This window comes from Frigoribacterium sp. CFBP 13729 (assembly GCF_014841875.1).
Taxonomy (GTDB): Bacteria; Actinomycetota; Actinomycetes; order Actinomycetales; family Microbacteriaceae; genus Frigoribacterium.
Map to the genome: position 1 here is coordinate 1,174,998 of NZ_JACYUR010000001.1, position 17,041 is coordinate 1,192,038.

The 17,041-nt window shown below is 74.7% G+C and carries 15 protein-coding genes, 1 pseudogene and 1 riboswitch; of the genes and pseudogenes, 8 read left to right on the plus strand and 8 right to left on the minus strand.

Going from position 1 to position 17,041, the window contains the following annotated elements:
* Window positions 1–489: 489 nt before the first annotated feature.
* The 7 genes from IFT77_RS05330 to IFT77_RS05360 all read left to right on the plus strand — a co-directional run bounded on the left by IFT77_RS05330 (window position 490) and on the right by IFT77_RS05360 (window position 7,105).
* On the plus strand, window positions 490–1,260 hold the full coding sequence (locus IFT77_RS05330) for a winged helix-turn-helix domain-containing protein (protein WP_192169367.1): 771 nt from the start codon (window positions 490–492) through the stop codon (window positions 1,258–1,260).
* Window positions 1,261–1,589: 329 nt separating this feature from the next.
* Entirely contained in the window at window positions 1,590–2,090 is a 501-nt protein-coding gene (locus tag IFT77_RS05335) for a MarR family winged helix-turn-helix transcriptional regulator (RefSeq protein ID WP_192169368.1), read from the plus strand.
* Window positions 2,087–3,481 carry an FAD-binding domain-containing protein gene (locus IFT77_RS05340; RefSeq protein ID WP_192042202.1) on the plus strand — a complete coding sequence of 465 codons (1,395 nt, stop codon included), beginning with the start codon at window positions 2,087–2,089 and terminating at the stop codon, window positions 3,479–3,481. Before IFT77_RS05335 ends, IFT77_RS05340 begins: the two co-directional genes overlap by 4 nt.
* A 60-nt stretch (window positions 3,482–3,541) precedes the next feature.
* Window positions 3,542–5,011, plus strand: a complete 1,470-nt coding sequence (locus IFT77_RS05345) for a serine hydrolase (RefSeq protein WP_192169369.1) — start codon at window positions 3,542–3,544, stop codon at window positions 5,009–5,011.
* 53 nt (window positions 5,012–5,064) lie between these two features.
* Window positions 5,065–5,556, plus strand: coding sequence for a GNAT family N-acetyltransferase (locus tag IFT77_RS05350; protein ID WP_192169370.1), 492 nt, complete (start codon window positions 5,065–5,067; stop codon window positions 5,554–5,556).
* 96 nt (window positions 5,557–5,652) lie between these two features.
* Window positions 5,653–6,210 carry a TetR family transcriptional regulator gene (locus tag IFT77_RS05355; protein WP_123546741.1) on the plus strand — a complete coding sequence of 186 codons (558 nt, stop codon included), beginning with the start codon at window positions 5,653–5,655 and terminating at the stop codon, window positions 6,208–6,210.
* A 91-nt stretch (window positions 6,211–6,301) separates the two neighbouring features.
* Window positions 6,302–7,105, plus strand: coding sequence for a dienelactone hydrolase family protein (locus tag IFT77_RS05360; RefSeq protein ID WP_192169371.1), 804 nt, complete (start codon window positions 6,302–6,304; stop codon window positions 7,103–7,105).
* Window positions 7,106–7,412: 307 nt separating this feature from the next.
* Here IFT77_RS05360 and ribH read toward each other — a convergent pair whose 3' ends face one another.
* From ribH to IFT77_RS05390, 6 genes and pseudogenes are all read right to left on the minus strand, one after another.
* The gene (gene ribH / locus IFT77_RS05365) at window positions 7,413–7,907 is read right to left on the minus strand and encodes a 6,7-dimethyl-8-ribityllumazine synthase (protein ID WP_192042206.1); all 495 of its coding nucleotides are present in this window, start codon (window positions 7,905–7,907) and stop codon (window positions 7,413–7,415) included.
* Window positions 7,908–8,026: 119 nt separating this feature from the next.
* Window positions 8,027–8,683 (minus strand): annotated as a pseudogene (gene ribB / locus IFT77_RS05370) (3,4-dihydroxy-2-butanone-4-phosphate synthase); the annotation flags it as partial.
* Between the two features lie 86 nt (window positions 8,684–8,769).
* The gene (locus IFT77_RS05375) at window positions 8,770–9,390 is read right to left on the minus strand and encodes a riboflavin synthase (protein ID WP_192169372.1); all 621 of its coding nucleotides are present in this window, start codon (window positions 9,388–9,390) and stop codon (window positions 8,770–8,772) included.
* 182 nt (window positions 9,391–9,572) lie between these two features.
* Window positions 9,573–9,709, minus strand: a riboswitch (FMN riboswitch).
* Between the two features lie 50 nt (window positions 9,710–9,759).
* A complete protein-coding gene (locus IFT77_RS05380) occupies window positions 9,760–10,455 on the minus strand; it encodes a pentapeptide repeat-containing protein (protein ID WP_192042208.1) in 696 nt (231 codons plus the stop codon).
* 79 nt (window positions 10,456–10,534) lie between these two features.
* A complete protein-coding gene (locus tag IFT77_RS05385; protein WP_192042209.1) occupies window positions 10,535–11,959 on the minus strand; it encodes an L-serine ammonia-lyase in 1,425 nt (474 codons plus the stop codon).
* Window positions 11,956–12,543: a MarR family winged helix-turn-helix transcriptional regulator gene (locus IFT77_RS05390; RefSeq protein ID WP_192169373.1), complete on the minus strand. Its 588-nt coding sequence runs from the start codon at window positions 12,541–12,543 to the stop codon at window positions 11,956–11,958. Before IFT77_RS05390 ends, IFT77_RS05385 begins: the two co-directional genes overlap by 4 nt.
* Window positions 12,544–12,661: 118 nt before the next feature.
* Between IFT77_RS05390 and IFT77_RS05395 the strand changes: the two genes are divergently transcribed.
* Window positions 12,662–14,875 (plus strand): MMPL family transporter, encoded by a 2,214-nt coding sequence (locus IFT77_RS05395; RefSeq protein ID WP_192169374.1) that lies wholly within the window; start codon window positions 12,662–12,664, stop codon window positions 14,873–14,875.
* Between the two features lie 68 nt (window positions 14,876–14,943).
* On the opposite strand, the gene IFT77_RS05400 is transcribed toward IFT77_RS05395, so the two are convergent.
* Window positions 14,944–15,594, minus strand: a complete 651-nt coding sequence (locus tag IFT77_RS05400; RefSeq protein ID WP_192042212.1) for a thermonuclease family protein — start codon at window positions 15,592–15,594, stop codon at window positions 14,944–14,946.
* Entirely contained in the window at window positions 15,591–17,015 is a 1,425-nt protein-coding gene (locus IFT77_RS05405; RefSeq protein ID WP_192169375.1) for an MFS transporter, read from the minus strand. The genes IFT77_RS05400 and IFT77_RS05405 overlap by 4 nt, the downstream gene beginning before the upstream one ends.
* Window positions 17,016–17,041 lie beyond the last annotated feature (26 nt).

A 17,041-nucleotide genomic window follows, 5' to 3' on the forward strand; every position in this document is an offset into this window, starting at 1 on the left:
ACCCTGCCCCGCCCAGCTCGACCCGAGCGCCCGATCCGGCCACGCCCTCGCGGCGTGCGCACGGATCGGGCGCTCCGTCGTGTCACCTTGACACGCGTCCGGCCCCTGGCCGAGAATCGCTCCATGACTTCCCCCGTGCACGCTCCGACCTCCCTCGAGGCCTTCGGGAGCGCCGGCATCATGATGCCGATGCACGCGGTCATGTGTCGAATGTGTGCCTGACCCGGCCACACACCTCGCCGAGTCGCAGCTGCTGACACCGCCAGCTGAGCTCACGTCCCCACCCGGACGTCGAGTCATCGACTCCCGGACGATCCGCGTCGTCACCCGACGCGCGTCCGGACGGTGCACCGCACCGACTGCTCGTGACGCACGGCACCATCGCCGGCGGGATCGAGCACCGACACACATCGAGCACGACGCTCCTGCCCCTGGCCGCCGCCGGGCGGGGAGTCGTCCTGCCGCCCTCCCGCAAGGACCCCGCCTGTCATGTCCCTCATCCTCGACCGCCCCGTCACCACAGCCCGCACCGTCTCGCCGGCCCGCACCTCCTCGACCGCGGCTCCGCTGAGCCGGACCGCAGCTGCTGCCGCCGCTGCTGCGACCGCACCCGCACCCGCTGAGCCGGCTGCGCCCCGGACCCGCTCGCTGCCCGAGGGCACCGAGGCCCGCGGCTTCGCCCTCTACGTCGGCATCGACGAGGTCACCGCCGCCCAGACCGGCACCGAGCTCGGCGACATCGTGGCGCAGATCAAGGCGCTCGTCGCCCAGATCGCCCCGGCCGCCGAGACGCACGCCGCGGTCGCCATCGCGCCCACCGGCGCCGGCGGTCGCGACGTCGACGTCGTCCGTCTCGCCCTGCAGGACCCGTCGGCCGTCGCCGCCCGTCGCCAGGCCGCCGAGGTGGACGAGGAGCCCGGGGCCCGCGGCGGCGTGGTCGTCGACATCTCGCGCAAGCGCGTGCTGCTCGACGGCGAGGCCGCCAACCTCACGTACAAGGAGTTCGAGCTGCTGCAGTACCTCGTGCTCCGCGAGGGCCGCACGATCGAGCGCTCCGAGCTGATCGGGGGGCTCTGGGCCGACGGCGACGACGAGGTGCCGAACGAGCGCACCATCGACGTCCACGTGCGTCGCCTCCGCGCGAAGCTCGGCGCGTTCGAGGACGTCGTCCGCACCGTGCGCGGCGCCGGCTACCGGTTCGACCGGCACGCCGACGTGTCGATCCGCCACGCGTCGACCCCCTCGCCCGACCTCTTCTAGGCGGCTCCGACCGGTCGCCCGATCGGGGTACGCGGCCGGGGGACGATCGTGTCGCGGGCGCTCGCGGAGAGTTCCCAGGAAAATAACGTTTCGATAACTAGACGACCGTTACCTGGCCGTTATATCGTGAGCGGGTCGAGGTCGTTTGCTGTGGCGGCCGAGGCAGGATGTGATTGCAGGACAACTCTGGTGCAAGGGAATGAAGGCCGGTCGCTCAGCGACCGGCCTTCTGTCGTTCCCGGACGCGCGACGGGCTCCCTGCCCTCCGTCGGCCCCGTGTCGGCCGTCTTCCCTAGACTCTCGAGAGGACCGAGAGCACGAGGAGCAGCATGAGCGACACAGCGGTGGCCGTCGGGGCCTGGGAGTCGCTCTTCCGGGCACAGGTCACGGTGATGCGCGAGCTGAACGCGCGCTTCCCCACCGACGAGATCTCGTTCAACGAGTACGACGTGCTCTTCAACCTGTCGAACCAGCCCGGCCGCAGCGCACGCATCCGTGACCTCACGCGTCACCTCCTCCTCACGCAGCCGAGCATCAGCCGGCTCGTCGACCGTCTCGCCTCGCGCGGGATCGTCGCGAAGCACAGCGACCCGGGCGACGGCCGCGGCATCATCGTGTCGATGACCGACGAGGGGTCGGCGCTCTACCGCCGCACCGCGGTCAGCCACGCCGCCGCGATCGCCGAGCGGGTCGGCGGCAGCCTCGACCACGACGAGCTCGTGGCCCTCACCGACCTCTGCACCCGGCTGCGTGCCGGGTCGTCCGACGACGAGCCGGCACCCGACGACGAGGGCGCCGTGCCGGCGCCCGGGACGGACGGCACCGCGTGAGCACCGCCTCCTCGACCACCAGCCCGACGATCGTCTGGCTGCGCGACGACCTCCGGATCGCGGACAACCCCGCGCTCGACGCCGCGGTCACGCGCGGCGGCCCCGTGGTCGTGCTCTACCTGCTCGACGAGCAGTCGCCGGGCATCAGGGCGCTCGGCGGCGCCGCTCGCTGGTGGCTGCACCACAGCCTCGCGTCGCTCGACCACGACCTCCGCGAGCTCGGCGCCTCGCTGACGCTGCGCCGGGGCGCGGCGGCCACGGAGGTGCCCGCGCTCGTCGCCGAGACCGGCGCCGGTGCCGTGTCCTGGAACCGCCGCTACGGCCTCGCCGCCCGCGAGGTCGACGCGGCCCTCAAGTCGGCGCTGCACGACGACGGCGTCGACGCCCACAGCTTCCAGGGCTCGCTGATGTTCGAGCCGTGGACGGTGCAGACCGGCTCGGGCGAGCCGTTCAAGGTCTTCACCCCGTTCTGGCGCGCGTGCCTCAGCCGGCCCGAGCCGCGGGAGCCGCTCCCCGCGCCCGAGCGGCTCACGGCGCCCGACGCTCTCCCCGCCAGCGACGACCTCGACTCCTGGCAGCTGCTGCCCACGCAGCCCGACTGGGCCGCCGGCCTCCGTGAGACGTGGACGCCGGGCGAGTCCGCCGCCCTCGACGTCCTCGAGGAGTTCGCGACCGGGCACCTCGCCGACTACGACCAACGGGACTTCCCCTCGCAGGAGGCGACGAGCCGGCTGTCGCCCCGCCTCCGCTGGGGCGAGGTCAGCCCGTTCCAGGTCTGGCACCGCATGCAGGCCGACCTGCCCGCCGCCTCCCGCGAGCAGGCGCAGGGGTTCCTCCGCGAGCTGGTCTGGCGCGAGTTCAACCACACCGTGCTGTTCGCGAACCCGCACCTCGCGACGAAGAACTACCGGCCCGAGTTCGACGCCTTCCCGTGGGAGGACCTCCCCGAGGCCGACCTCGATCGGTGGCGGCGGGGCACGACCGGCGTCCCGCTCGTCGACGCGGGCATGCGCCAGCTCTGGACGACGGGCTGGATGCACAACCGCGTGCGCATGGTGACCGCGAGCTTCCTCGTCAAGAACCTGCTCGTCGACTGGCGCGTGGGCGAGCAGTGGTTCTGGGACACCCTCGTCGACGCCGACGAGGCGAACAACCCCGCCAACTGGCAGTGGACGGCCGGCTCGGGCGCCGACGCGGCACCGTACTTCCGGGTGTTCAACCCCGAGCTGCAGGCCAGCAAGTTCGACGGGCACCGCGGCTACGTTCGCGAGTGGGTGCCCGAGGTCGACGACGACGACTACCCCGAGCCGATGGTCGACCTGAAGCAGTCCCGACGCGAGGCGCTCGACGCCTACGAGAAGATGCGGCGCACCCCGCCTGCCGACTCGTGACGAGCCCCGGCTCGTGACGCGCCTCCTCCTGACGCGACCCGCCTCCCGACGAGAGACACGATGACCAGCTCGCCCCGCACCTCCGGCGTGGACGCCGTGTTCGACGCCCGCCAGTCCGACGAGAAGGCGCCGAGCTCGGTCTTCGCGACCTTCGACCACGACGGCGTCACGCACCACGGCAGCCGCGGCACGCTCGACGGCTCCCCGGGCAGTGCCGTGCCCGGGCCCCACACGGCGTACCGCATCGCCTCGTGCACGAAGAGCTTCACCGCCGTGGTGCTGCTGGCGCTGCGTGACGAGGGGCGGCTCGTGCTCGACGCGCCGGTCACGGACTTCGTGCCCGCCTTCGCGGACGTCGTGCTGCCGACCGTCGACTCCCCCGTGCCGACTGTGCGCATGCTGATGACCATGTCGGGCGGCCTGCCCACCGACGACCCGTGGGGCGACCGGCAGGAGTCGATCACCGACGACGAGCTCGACGACCTGCTGCGCGGCGGCCTCCGCTTCGACAGCGTGCCGGGCACGGCCTTCGCCTACTCCAACCTCGGCTGGGCCCTGCTCGGCCGCGTCGTGTCCTCGGTCACGGGTCGCCCGTACCGCGAGGTCGTCGAGCAGACGGTCCTCGAGCCGCTCGGCCTCGGGTCGACGGGCTTCTCGAGCGACGTCGACGCCTCGGGCGGCCTCGCCGTGGGCCACCGCCGCGGCGACGACGGCTGGGAGCCCCTCCCCTTCTCCGGCCCCGGCGCCTTCTCGCCGATCGGCGGCCTCTTCAGCACCACCACCGACCTCGCCCGCTGGGCGCGCTGGCTCTCCTCGGCCTTCGACGACGAGGGCCGCGGCGACGTCGACGGCGTGCTGAGCCGCGCCTCCCGGCGCGAGATGCAGCAGCTGCAGCGCTTCGTGCCCGGCCTCGGGGCGCATCCCGCCGGCTACGGCTTCGGCCTCGTCGTCGAGCACTACCCCGACCTCGGCACGGTCGTCTCGCACAGCGGCGGCTACCCCGGGTTCTCGGCCCACATGCGCTGGCAGACCGCCACCGGGCTCGGCGTCGTCGGGTTCGAGAACGCGACGTACGCCCAGGTGTCCGTGCCCGTGGGGCTCGCGCTCGACGGCATGATGGCCGACACCGAGGAGGCGCGGGTCGTCGTGGAACCGTGGCCCGAGACGCTCGCAGCGGCAGCAGCCGTCGAGGCCGTCGTGCGCGGCGGCGAGGTGCCGGCCGGCCTGCTCAGCGAGAACATCGAGCTCGACGTGCCGCTCGAGCGGCGACGACGGCTGTGGGCCGAGGCGGTCGACTCGCTCGGCGGTCTCGTCGACGCGGAGGAGGCCTCGACCGGCGCTTCCTCGACCGGAGCCTCCTCGATCGTGCGCGACGAGCCCGACGTGCCCGTCGCCTCCTCGTCCGTGCCCTCGCACCGGGTCTGGCACCTGCCCGCCCGACGCGGCTCGCTGCGCCTCGAGATCCGGCTGACGCCGGAGGGCCGGCCCCGAGTGCAGACGATCGGCGTGCGGGCGGTCCCGGCGCGCTGACGGCCGGCGGTCGCCGCACCCGACTGCGGGCCCCGGGGCCGTAGCCTGGTGAGGTGACCGTCCAGTTCCGCATCTCCCCCGTCGCCCTGATCGACCCGCTGCGTCTCTACGACCTGCTGCGGCTGCGCGTCGACGTCTTCGTCGTCGAGCAGGAGTGCGCCTACCCCGAGCTCGACGGTCGCGACGTCGAGCCCGACGCGGTGATGCTCTGGGCCGAGGAGTACGAGCAGGTGCTCGCCACCGTGCGGCTGCTCGTGGACCACGCCGACGACGGCGCCGACGCCGACGCCCTGCGGATCGGGCGGGTCGCGACGGCGACCGCTGCCCGCGGACGCGGTCTCGCCGCCGACCTGATGCGCCTCGCGCTCGACCGCGCCGACGGGCGTCTCGTGCGGCTCGACGCCCAGGCGCACCTCGAGGGCTGGTACGCGCGCTTCGGGTTCGTCGTCGACGGCCCCGGGTTCCTCGAGGACGGCATCCCTCACGTGCCGATGTCGCGGGCGGCGACGCCGTCCGGCGACGCTGCGGGCACGACGGACGCGTAGGTCGGCTGCTGCGGCTGCGGCCGCTGCTGCTGCCGGTCCTGGCCGATCGAGGACCGGACCGTCGCGTCCGGTCGCGGGCGGCCCTACACTCGGGCCATGGAACGCCGTGCGACCCCGCCCCGTGAGCGCATCCTCGCCGCCGCGAGGGGCGAGTTCGCCGCCACCGGCCTCGCCGGTGCCCGCATCGACGCCATCGCGCGCGAGGCCGAGGCGAGCAAGGAGCGGCTGTACGCCCACTTCTCGACGAAGCGCGACCTCTTCGACGCCGTCCTCGGCGAGAGCATCGACCGCTGGGTGCAGGCCATCCCGTTCGACGCCCACGACCTGCCCGGCTGGGCACGTCGCCTCTACGACCACCTCGCCCTGCACCCCGACGACGCCCGCATGCTGCTCTGGGGCCAGATCGAGGGCGCCTCGTTGCCGAGCCCGGGCGTGGTCGACCACGCCCAGCTCGAGGCGCGTCGCGCCGCGGTGCAGGAGGCGCAGGAGACCGGCCACATCGCGCCCGGCTGGAACGCCGACGAGCTGTTGACCATGGTGTTCGGGGTCGTCCTCGGCTGGTTCGTCACGCCGTCGGCGACGAACCTGCACGGCGGCCCGCACGAGCGGCGCTGCGACGTCGTGGAGGAGGCCGTGAGGCGCCTGGTCGGCTGACCCGCGCCTCCTCGGGACGTCGCCTCCTCACGTCCTCGCTTCCGTGCCTCCGCATGTCCTCGCCGCACGGGCCGGGAGTAGCGTCGCGCTCGTGACCACGACAGAGCTGCTGCCCGACCTTTCCCCCGAACTCCGCACCGTGCTCGACACGGTGCCCGACACCGGCACCGTCCGGGGCGGCGACGTCGTCTGGGACGACGACGGCACGCCCCTCGAGGGCTGGCTCGCGACCCCGGACGCCGCCGCCTCGGCCGACCCCGACGAGCTGCGTCCTGCGGTGCTCGTGCTGCACGACTGGTTCGGCGTCGTCGACCACGTCAAGGTGCGAGCCGTGATGCTCGCCCGCCTCGGCTACGTCGCCCTCGCCGGGGACGTCTACGGCCAGGGCGTCCGCCCGGGGCCCGAGGAGGCGGGCGCCCAGGCCGGTGCCTGGTACGGCGACGTCCCCGCGTTCCGCGCACGCCTCGCGGCCAACCTCGAGCGGCTGCGGTCCGAGCCCGGCGTCGACCCCGCGCGGATCGCCGTGATGGGGTACTGCTTCGGCGGCTCGGGCGCCCTCGAGCTCGCCCGCTCGGGCGCCGACGTGGCAGCGGTCGCGTCGTTCCACGGCGGCCTCGGCACGCAGCTGCCCGCCGAGGAGGGCGCCGTGACGGCGCCGCTGCTCGTCATGACGGGCACGGCAGACCCGGTCGTCCCCGACGACGCCGTCGTCGCCTTCGAGGACGAGCTCCGCGCCGCCGGCGCCACGGACTGGCAGGTCGTCAGCTACAGCGACGCGATGCACGCCTTCGCGGTGCCCGGCACCGACTCCCCCGAGCACGGCGCCCAGTACCAGGCCGTCGCCGACCGCCGCTCGTGGGCCCAGATGCGCGCCTTCTTCGACGAGGTGCTCTAGGCGCGACCGGCCGAGCCGGGCCGGCCGGACCGGCCGGGCTTGCCGGACCGGGCTTGCCGGACCGGGCTTGCCGGACCGGGCTTGCCGGGCTTGCCCGGCCCGGCCGGGCTTGCCCGGCCCGGCCGGGCCGGGCCTGCCGAGCCGGCACGGCCCGGCTCGCCGGGCCGAGCGCCGCCTCGGTCCCGGCAAAGCCCGTCCACGTGCTCCCCGGAGGGGAGAAGGGACAGCGACGGCGTGGGCCCACGCCGCCCCTGTCCCTCAACGCCCCCCTCGCGGCACTCGCCGACCGTGGTGCCAGGCAGGCCCCCTAAGCCACGTGGCCCGAGCCGCCCGCGGCGATCGCCCGGAGCTGGACGGCCGTCGCGACGGCGGCGTGGGCGGCCTCGGCGCCCTTGTCCTCCTTCGAGCCGGGCAGGCCGGCGCGGTCGAGGCCCTGCTGTTCGTCGTCGAGGGTGAGCACGCCGAACCCGACGGGCTTGCCCGTGTCGAGCGAGACGCGCAGCAGGCCCGACGTGGCTGCGTCGGAGACGTACTCGAAGTGCGGGGTGCCGCCCCGGATGATCACGCCGAGCGCCACGACCGCGTCGGCACCGGCCTCGAGCGCGGCCTTCGCGACCACGGGCAGCTCGAAGCTGCCGGGCACGCGCAGCACCTCTGCTGTGGCGCCGAGGCGCTCGACGGTGGCCAGCGCCCCAGCGAGCAGGCCGTCGGTGATGGTCTCGTGCCAGGTCCCGGCGACGATCGCGACGCGTACGCCGGTCCCGTCGACGTCGATCTCGGTGGGGGCGCCCTCGACGCTCATGTGTGTCTCCTCGGGTGGGGTGGTGCGGGTGGGGTAGGTGGACGACGGACCGGCAGTGAACGGTCGGCAGCGACTGTGACCGCAGTCGGGCCGTCGCGCAGTCGGGCTCAGCCCAGGCGGTCGTGCTCGTCCAGCCAGACCACGAGCTGGGCGATCGACACGACAGGCACGCCGTCGCGGGCACCGAGGGCGACGAGTCCCGGCCAGCGCATCATCTCGCCGTCGTCGGCGACGATCTCGCTGATGGCGGCGACGGGACGGAGCCCGGCCGCACGCATCAGGTCGACCGCCGCCTCCGTGTGCCCGTTGCGCTCGCGCACGCCGCCGGGGCGGGCGCGCAGGGGCAGCACGTGCCCCGGGCGACGCAGGTCGTCGCGGACGGACGCAGGGTCGGCGAGGACCCGCAGCGTCGTCGCCCGGTCGGAGGCGCTGATGCCCGTCGTCACGCCCGCCGACGCGTCGACGCTGACCGTGTAGGCGGTGCCGCGCGCGTCCTCGTTGTGGGCCACCATCGGCGGCAGGTCGAGGGCGTCCGCGATCTCCGCCGCCATCGGCGCGCAGACGAAGCCCGACGACACCCGGACCGTCCAGGCCAGCCACTCGGGCGTCGCGAGCTCGGCCGAGAGCACGACGTCGCCCTCGTCCTCGCGCGACGCGTCGTCGGCCACGATGACGGGACGCCCCTGGCGCAGGTGGTCGAGCGCGGCCTCGATCGAGGAGGCGCCCGTCGCCTCGGCCGTGTCGGCCGCGGCACCCGGGTCGGTGACGGGAGGCACGCCGACCACGTCGTCGGCTCGAGCTGCGTCGCCCGCGCCTGCTGCGCCTGCCACGCCTGCCGCGCCGGCCACGCCTGCCGTGCCGGTCACGACGTCGCCCCCGCCCCGAGGGCGAGCATGCGGCGCACGTGCCGCGCGACCACGTCGGTCTCGACGTTGACCCGGCTGCCGGCGACCGCGCCGCCGAGGGTCGTCGCGGCGAGCGTCTCGGGGATGAGGCTGACCTCGAACCAGCCGGGCTGCTCGTGCGGCTCGCTGATCGCGCTCACCGTGAGGCTGACCCCGTCGAGGGTGACCGAGCCCTTGTCGACCAGCAGCGGCGACAGCTCGTCGTCGAGCGTCAGCCGGACACGGCGCCAGGCCTCGCCCGGCTCGACCTCGACGACGGACGCCGTCCCGTCGACGTGGCCCTGGACGATGTGCCCGCCGAGGCGGTCGCCCACCCGCGCGGCGCGCTCGAGGTTGACCGGCGAGCCGGCGCCGAGCCCCGCGAGCGTGCTGACGGTGAGCGTCTGCTTCATGACGTCGGCGGTGAAGGAGCCCTCGCTGCGGTCGACGACGGTGAGGCACACGCCGCTGACCGAGATCGAGTCGCCGTGCCCCGCGTCGTCGACGACGAGCGGTCCGCGGACGGTGAGCCGGACGCTGTCGCCGACGTCGTCGATCCGGACGACCTCGCCGACCTCCTCCACGAGCCCGGTGAACATCAGCGGCCCGCCGTCATGGTCGAGGCAGCGGCCACGGAGGCGTCGGCCCGTGGCGTGGTGTCAGGGGCGCACGAGGAGGTGCGGTGCAGCGAGGTCATGTCGGTCTCCGTCCGGAAGGGGCGGCTCCGGGGGACGACGCAGGGTCGCTCAGCTGGGCGCGCTCTCACGAGACGACGCCCGGCCCGCGCTTCCTCTCATCCGGACTGTGACCGTCGGCACCGGAGTTCCACCGGTTCAACCAGCACGCTCCCTCTCGGGAGACCTGCCGGGTCGCGGGCTGTGACCGCCGGTTCAGATTTGCACTGACCCCGGAGCGCGTTGCTCACGGCGACCCTAGCACCGCCGCCGCGGAGGCCACCGGGCATCCGCTCAGTCGACGACGACGCCGAGGTGCGCGGCGAACACGCCCGCCATCGACGCGAGCTGGAGGTGGTCGATCGTCGCGCCGCGGAGGCCGTCGAGCCCGTCGACCCGGTCGAGGTCGGTGGTGCGCAGGTCGGTGTGGGCGAGCGAGGCGCCGGTGAGGTCGAGCGTGCCGACGCGGCAGTCGACGAACGCGACGCGCAGCGCCTCGGCCCCCCGCAGGTCGAGCTCGCCGACCACGCAGCCCTCGAGCACGACGTCGGTGAGCCGGGCGCCTCGGAGGTTGAGGTAGTCGATCTTGCCGCCGACGATCCGCACCGACTGCCACGAGGCGTCGAACAACTCGGCCGAGCCCCAGCGCGGCCGCTCGACGCGGACGTCGCGCCAGGTCGCCCGGGCCGACGAGAGCTCGGGGGCGAACGAGTCGGAGACCACCGACTCGACGATGCGGGTGCCGCGCAGCCGGGCGCCGTCGAGCCGGGGGGACTCGAACACGCACTCGGAGAAGGACGAGCCCTCGAGGTCGCGGTCGGCCAGGTCGGCGTCCACGAACCGCTCGAGCTCGCGGTGGTCGCGCGGCCCCAGCAGGTCGGCGCCCATGTCGACGAGGCCCTGTGGGTCGAGCGGGTCGAGCCGCGGGGCGTCGGTGCCGCCGCCCACGCTGGCGACGGAACGGGACGAGGGGCGGCGCGGCGGGGTCATGCGACCACGGTAGCGGCGGGGTCCGACAGAGCCCGCGCCTCCTCGGCCATCGGGCTCGCCGCGCAGGGACGCGCCTCCGTCAGCACTCGACGACGTTGACCGCGAGGCCCGCCCGGCTCGTCTCCTTGTAGCTGTCGGCCATGTCGCGCCCGGTCTGGCGCATCGTCTCGATCACGGTGTCGAGGCTGACGACGTGGCTGCCGTCGCCCAGCAGGGCCATGCGCGCGGCGGCCACGGCGGTGCCGGCGGCGATGGCGTTCCGCTCGATGCAGGGCACCTGGACGAAGCCGCCGACCGGGTCGCAGGTGAGGCCGAGGTGGTGCTCCATGGCGATCTCGGCGGCGTTCTCGACCTGGCGCGGCGTGCCGCCCAGCAGGCCGGTGAGCGCCCCCGCGGCCATCGACGAGGCCGAGCCGACCTCGCCCTGGCAGCCGGCCTCGGCGCCCGAGATCGAGGCGTTGCGCTTGTAGAGGGAGCCGATCGCGGCGGCGGTCAGCAGGTAGTCGCGAGCCAGGGAGGCGCGGGTCGCCCCGTGGAACCGCATCGCGTAGTAGCCCACGGCCGGCACGATGCCCGCGGCGCCGTTCGTCGGCGCGGTGACGACGCGTCCGCCGCCCGCGTTCTCCTCGTTGACGGCCATCGCGTAGGCCTGCAGCCACTGGGCGGGCAGGTCGGAGGTGAGCAGCGACGAGGCCTGGCCCTGCTCGATCGCGGTGCCGGAGAGGGCGTACCGCTCGGCCCGCTCCTCCTGCAGGCGCAGCCGCTCGGCGACCTGGCGGGCGCGGCGGGGCACCTTCATCCAGCCGGGCAGGACGCCGGAGGCGGCGAGGCCGGTGTCGATGCACGCCTCCATCGCGGCCCAGCGAGCGTCGAGGCCGGTCTGCGCCGCCTCCTCGCCGTGCAGGGCGACCTCGTTGCGCCAGGCCAGCTCGGCGATGCCGATGCCCTCGGCGTCGCAGAGCCGGAGCAGGTCGTCGGCGTCGCGGAAGGCGAGCGGCGCCTCGCGGGCGGGCACCGCGTGCTCGTCGTCGCCGTCGCGCACGACGAAGCCGCCGCCGATCGAGAAGAACGTGTCGCGCGCGATGCTCTGCCCGGCGGCGTCGAGCGCCTCGAGGCCCATCGCGTTCGGGTGACGCGGGATGCGCGTCAGCGGGGCCATCCGGAGGTCGCCGCGGGCGAAGGCGATCTGGTGCGTGCCCAGCAGGCGGATGCCGCCGCCCGCCTCCACCGCCTCCTGCATGCGCGAGATCGTGGCCGGGTCGCCGGTCTCGGGCGCGAGGCCCGCGAGACCGGCGAGCACGGCCGACGGGGTGCCGTGCCCGAGCCCGGTGGCGGCGAGCGAGCCGTAGAGCACGACCTCGACCCGGGCGACGTCGCCCAGGCGGCCGGCGTCGCGCACCGTCTCGAGGAACAGGCGGGCGGCGCGCATCGGGCCCACGGTGTGCGAGCTCGACGGGCCGATGCCGATCGAGAAGAGGTCGAGGCCGGAGACGTAGTCGGTCATCGTGCTGCTCCTGGTGCTGTCGGGGAGTCGGGTGTCGGCGCAGAGGCGCCCGCGGCGGGGGCGGCCGGGCGGTCGCCGGTGCTGCGGGCGTGCTCGGCCATCGCGACGGACATGTCGGCGAGGAACCGCTGGACGGTGCGCAGCTCGGCGGCGTCGAACTGGTCCATCACCGTCGCGCTGAGCCGGCCGAGCGGTCCGAAGAACTGACCGGCGACCGCGCGGGCGGCCTCCGAGTAGTGCACGAGCACGCGGCGCCGGTCGGCGTCGTCGCGGCTGCGGTGCACGTGGCCGGCGCGCTCGAGACGGTCGATGACCCCGGTCGCGGCGCCCGAGGTGACCCCGAGCAGGTCGCCGAGCCGGCCCGACGTCACGGGGTCGCCGCGCTGCTCGGCCTGCATCACGTGCAGCAGCGCCTCGAGGTCGATGTGGCCGAGGCCCTGCTGCCCGGCGAACGACTGGGCGACGCGCTGCGACTCGGTCGTCAGGCGCTGCATCGAGGCGACCACGTCGCGGCGGAGGGGGTCGTCGTGCGCGCCGCCGGCCGCGGCGCCGTCGCCTCGCGGGCCGGTCGTGGTGTCTGTCATCGCGCCTCCTCGTCTGATTCTCTCCGACGCACGGTGTCCCTGCGTGCCATACTCTTACTTGCTAAGACTCTTTGTCGGCTAATTGCTTCATCTTGCTCGACCACCCTCGGAGGACCCCGTGCGCCCACTAGCCCGACTCGTCAGCGGACACCGCACCGCCTGGGTGGTGCTCGGCGGCACCCTCGTCGTCGTCGCCCTGCTGCTCGCCCTGCTGCCCTCGGGCGACGACGAGGCGTTCCCGCCGTCGGGCCTGCCCGACTCGAGCGAGGCCGCGCAGGTGACCGCGCTGCTCGACGAGTTCCCCTCCGCCGACGCCACCGTGGGGATCCTGGTCTGGAGCAGAGGAGGCGCGGAGCTGTCGAGCGCCGACCTCGCGGCCGTCGACACGGCCGCGTCCGCCCTCGCGGAGCAGTCGACCACGCCGCAGGCCGTCCGCCCGCAGGTGAGCGACGACGGCTCCGCCGCCCTCGTCGCGGTGCCCCTCTCGGCCGCCGACGTCGAGGCCGACGTGAGCGGCACGGCGACGAGCCTCCGCGACGCCGCCTCCGCCGGGCTGCCCGACGGGCTCCGTGCGTACCTGACCGGGCCGGTGGGGTTCCAGGACGACGTCTCGAACGCCTTCGCGGGGGCCGACTTCCGCCTCCTGCTCGTCACCGTGCTCGTGGTGGCCGTGCTGCTGATCGTGACCTACCGCAGCCCCGTCCTCTGGATCGTGCCCCTGGTCGTCGTCGGCGTCGCCGACTTCCTCGCCGGCCGGGTGGTCGTCGCCCTCGCCGAGCCCCTCGGCGTGACCGTCGACGCGTCGATCTCGGGCATCCTCTCGGTGCTCGTCTTCGGCGCCGGCACGAACTACGCCCTGCTGCTGGTGGCCCGCTACCGGGAGGAGCTGCTCGTCCGGCCCGACCGGCACGAGGCGATGCGGACGGCCGTGCGGAGCGCCGGCCCGGCGATCGCCGCGAGCGGCGGCACCGTCGCGCTCAGCCTCGCGACCCTGCTGCTCGCCGAGCTCTCGGGCAACCGCGCACTCGGGGCCGCCTGCGCGATCGGCGTCGTCGTGGCGATCGCGTTCGCCCTCGTGGTGCTGCCGGCGGCGCTCGTGGTCTGCGGACGCGGGCTGTTCTGGCCGTTCGTGCCGCGCGCCTCCTCGGCCTCGGTCGACGGGCCGGCGGCGGCGTCGACGGACGGAACGGGCGCCGGCCACGCCCGCCCCCGCCAGGGCTTCTGGGAGCGCCTCGGCCGCGGCGTCCAGCGCCGGCCCGGCCGCGTCGCCGTCGCCGCGGTCGCCGGCCTCGGCGTGCTCTGCCTCGGCCTCGGCGGCTACGCCGTCGGCCTCTCGCAGACCGACCAGCTGCTCGGCGACCCCGACTCCGTGACGGCCCAGCGGATCGTCGACGACTCGTTCTCGGCGGGGCTCACGAGCCAGACGATCGTGCTCGCCCCGACCGCGGCGACCGACGACGTCGTGCGGGTCGTCGAGGGCGTCGACGGCGTCGCCAGCGCCACGGCCGGCGAGCAGGCCGACGGGCTGACCCGCGTCGACGTCCGGCTCGACGCCGAGCCCGAGAGCGACGAGGCGTCCGCGACGGTGCAGGACCTGCGCGACGCCCTGCACGACGACGGAGGCGCGGTGGCCGACGCCCTCGTCGGCGGCACGGACGCGACCGCCTACGACGAGCGCACCGCCGCCTCCCACGACCTCGGGCTGATCGCCCCGGTCATCCTCGCGATCGTCTTCGCGATCCTCGCCGTGCTGCTGCGCTCGCTCGTCGCGCCGGTGCTGCTCATCGCGTCGGTGCTCGCGACCTTCGCCGCCAGCCTCGGGGCGGCGACGTGGCTGTTCACGCACCTCCTCGGGTTCCCGGCCCTCGACACGAGCGTCACGCTCTACGCGTTCCTCTTCCTCGTGGCGCTCGGGGTCGACTACAACATCTTCCTCACGACGCGGGCGAAGGAGGAGCGGCTGCGGCACGGCACGCGCGAGGGCATGGTGCGCGCCCTGTCGTCGACGGGAGGGGTCATCACGAGCGCCGGCGTGCTGCTCGCCGCCGTGTTCGCGGTGCTCGGGGTGTTGCCGGTCGTCGCGCTGACGCAGGTCGGCGTCATCGTCTGCATCGGCGTGCTGCTCGACACGCTCGTCGTCCGGACCGTGCTCGTGCCGGCGCTGGTGTTCCTCACGGGCGAGGCGTTCTGGTGGCCGAGCCGGCGAGGTCCGTCGAGAGTCCCTGGATCGACCCCCGAGCCCCGAGACGTCGATCTGAGGCCTCTCGCCTCTCCCGGACGGGACGAACCGGCGGGAAGCGCTCCCCCGGCGGCCCGCGAGAGCACGTCGTGACGGCTCGGCGACCAGGGCGCCGGGCCGTCAGGGCGCCGGGGCGCCGGGGTGGAGTCCGAAAGGTCAGCTCAGCGGCAGGCGCCCCAGAGGCCGGCGCCCGAGTCGCGGGCGGCGGCCTCGGCCGCGACGAACGCGTCGCGGTAGCGGTACGGCTGGTCGTAGGTGTCCTCCTCGCCGAGGCCGGACGCGACCAGCTGCTGGTTCAGCAGGCCGCCTCCCTCGGTCCAGACGTAGCGGAGCAGCCGGTCGTAGCGGTCGGCGTCGCCCTGCGACGCGTCGTCCTCGAGCCAGACGGTCGACCCGACGGGCAGGGCGTCGGTCGTGAACGCGCTCGCTTCCGGGCCGAAGCAGTCGACGGGCGCATCGGGCTTGACGGTCTCGGGGGTGTCGACGCCGATCAGGCGGAGACGCTCGCGAGCACCGTCGGCGGCGACCACCACGACCGTGTCGCCGTCGACGACGCGCTCGACGGTCGCCGGGACGGCCGCGGCAGGGACGCTCGACGGGACGGAGGCGTCGGCCGAGGGGGGCCGGACGGTCCCGTCGGACGAGCCGCCGGACGAGCCTCCGGTCGCCCCGCCGTCGAGCAACTGGGGGAACGCGATGACGACGACGGCCCCGACCACCACCACGGCGAGCCCGAGGAGGGCACGGCGACCGGCACCCCGGGTCCGGGCGCGAGAGCGGCTGCGGCGACGCGCCGCCGTCGAGCGGCTCACTCGGCGAGCCTCGTGCCGCGGAGCTCGGGCAGGGCCAGCGCCGCCACGGCCGCGACGACGAACACACCGCCGAACACGGCGAACAGCACCGGCGTCCCGCCGAGGACGAGGAGGGGCGGCACCGTCAGCGGGGCCGCGATCGACGCGATGCGGCCCACGCCCGCGGCCCAGCCCGCCCCCGTGCCGCGCAGCCGGGTCGGGTAGAGCTCGGGGGTGACGGCGTACAGCGCGCCCCACGCGCCGAGGTTGAAGAACGACAGGAACATGCCCGACACGACGATCTGCGTCGCGCTGCCGCTGACCGCGCCGAAGCCGAACGCGGTCGCGGCGACGGCCGACCCGAGCAGGAACACGGCGAGCGTGCCACGACGTCCCCACCGCTCGATCAGCCAGGCCGACGCGGCGTAGCCGGGCAGCTGCGCGAGCGTGATCAGCAGCGTGTACTCGAACGACTTCACGAGCGGGAAGCCCGCCTCGACCAGCAGGGTCGGCAGCCAGACGAAGGCCCCGTAGTACGAGAAGTTGGTCATGAACCAGACGACCCAGATCGCGACGGTGCGACGCCGGAGGCCGTCACGGAGCAGCGCAGCCGCCGAGGAGGCGCGGGGCGCGTCGGCAGGGCGTGCGTCGGCCGGGCTCGGGTCGACCGGGCGCGGGTCGACCGGGCGCGGGTCGACCGCCGCTCGCGGTGCTGCGGCGGGCTGGGCCGTGCCCGCCGCCTCCTCGAACGCGCGCACCGTCCGCTCGGCCTCGTCGTGCCGGCCCCTCGATTCGAGGAACCGCACCGACTCGGGCATCCGCAGCCGCACGAACACGGCGTAGAGGGCCGGCAGCGCGCCGATCAGGAGCGCCCAGCGCCAGCCGTCGTCGCTCAGGGGGATCACCAGCCAGCCGACCAGCGCGGCGGCGATCGAGCCGAGGGCCCAGAACGCCTCGAGCAGCACGACGACACGGCCGCGGATGCGGCGGGGCGAGAACTCCGACACGAGGGTCGAGGCCACCGGCAGCTCGGCGCCGAGGCCGAGCCCGACCACGAAGCGGAGCACCAGCAGCGCCCCGACCGACCAGCTGAGGGCGCTGAGGCCCGTCGCGAGGCCGTAGACGAGCAGGGTCAGGACGAACACCGTCTTGCGGCCGAGCCGGTCGGAGAGCGACCCGCCGACGCCGGCGCCGATCGCCATGCCCGCGAAGCCGGCCGAGGCGACGAAGGCGAGGGCCCCCTTGTCGCTGCTCCACACGACCGCGAGCTGGGCGATCACGAACGACAGCAGCCCGACGTCCAGCGCGTCGAGGGCCCAGCCGAGGCCCGACCCGACGAGCAGGCGCCCGTGCTTGCGGGTGAACGGCAGCTCGTCGAGCCGCTCGGTGCGGGTGGGAGGCCCGGGCGTGCCGGGCGTGGGGGTCGCGACGTCGTCGGTCATCGAGGTTCCTGTGCTGAGGACGGCAC

Coding starts and splice junctions, on each gene's coding strand:
- IFT77_RS05330 (WP_192169367.1), top strand. CDS start 490: ATGTCCCTCATCCTCGACCGCCCCGTCACCACAGCCCGCACCGTCTCG.
- IFT77_RS05335 (WP_192169368.1), top strand. CDS start 1,590: ATGAGCGACACAGCGGTGGCCGTCGGGGCCTGGGAGTCGCTCTTCCGG.
- IFT77_RS05345 (WP_192169369.1), top strand. CDS start 3,542: ATGACCAGCTCGCCCCGCACCTCCGGCGTGGACGCCGTGTTCGACGCC.
- IFT77_RS05355 (WP_123546741.1), top strand. CDS start 5,653: ATGGAACGCCGTGCGACCCCGCCCCGTGAGCGCATCCTCGCCGCCGCG.
- ribH (WP_192042206.1), bottom strand. CDS start 7,907: ATGAGCGTCGAGGGCGCCCCCACCGAGATCGACGTCGACGGGACCGGC.
- IFT77_RS05375 (WP_192169372.1), bottom strand. CDS start 9,390: ATGTTCACCGGGCTCGTGGAGGAGGTCGGCGAGGTCGTCCGGATCGAC.
- IFT77_RS05380 (WP_192042208.1), bottom strand. CDS start 10,455: ATGACCCCGCCGCGCCGCCCCTCGTCCCGTTCCGTCGCCAGCGTGGGC.
- IFT77_RS05385 (WP_192042209.1), bottom strand. CDS start 11,959: ATGACCGACTACGTCTCCGGCCTCGACCTCTTCTCGATCGGCATCGGC.
- IFT77_RS05390 (WP_192169373.1), bottom strand. CDS start 12,543: ATGACAGACACCACGACCGGCCCGCGAGGCGACGGCGCCGCGGCCGGC.
- IFT77_RS05405 (WP_192169375.1), bottom strand. CDS start 17,015: ATGACCGACGACGTCGCGACCCCCACGCCCGGCACGCCCGGGCCTCCC.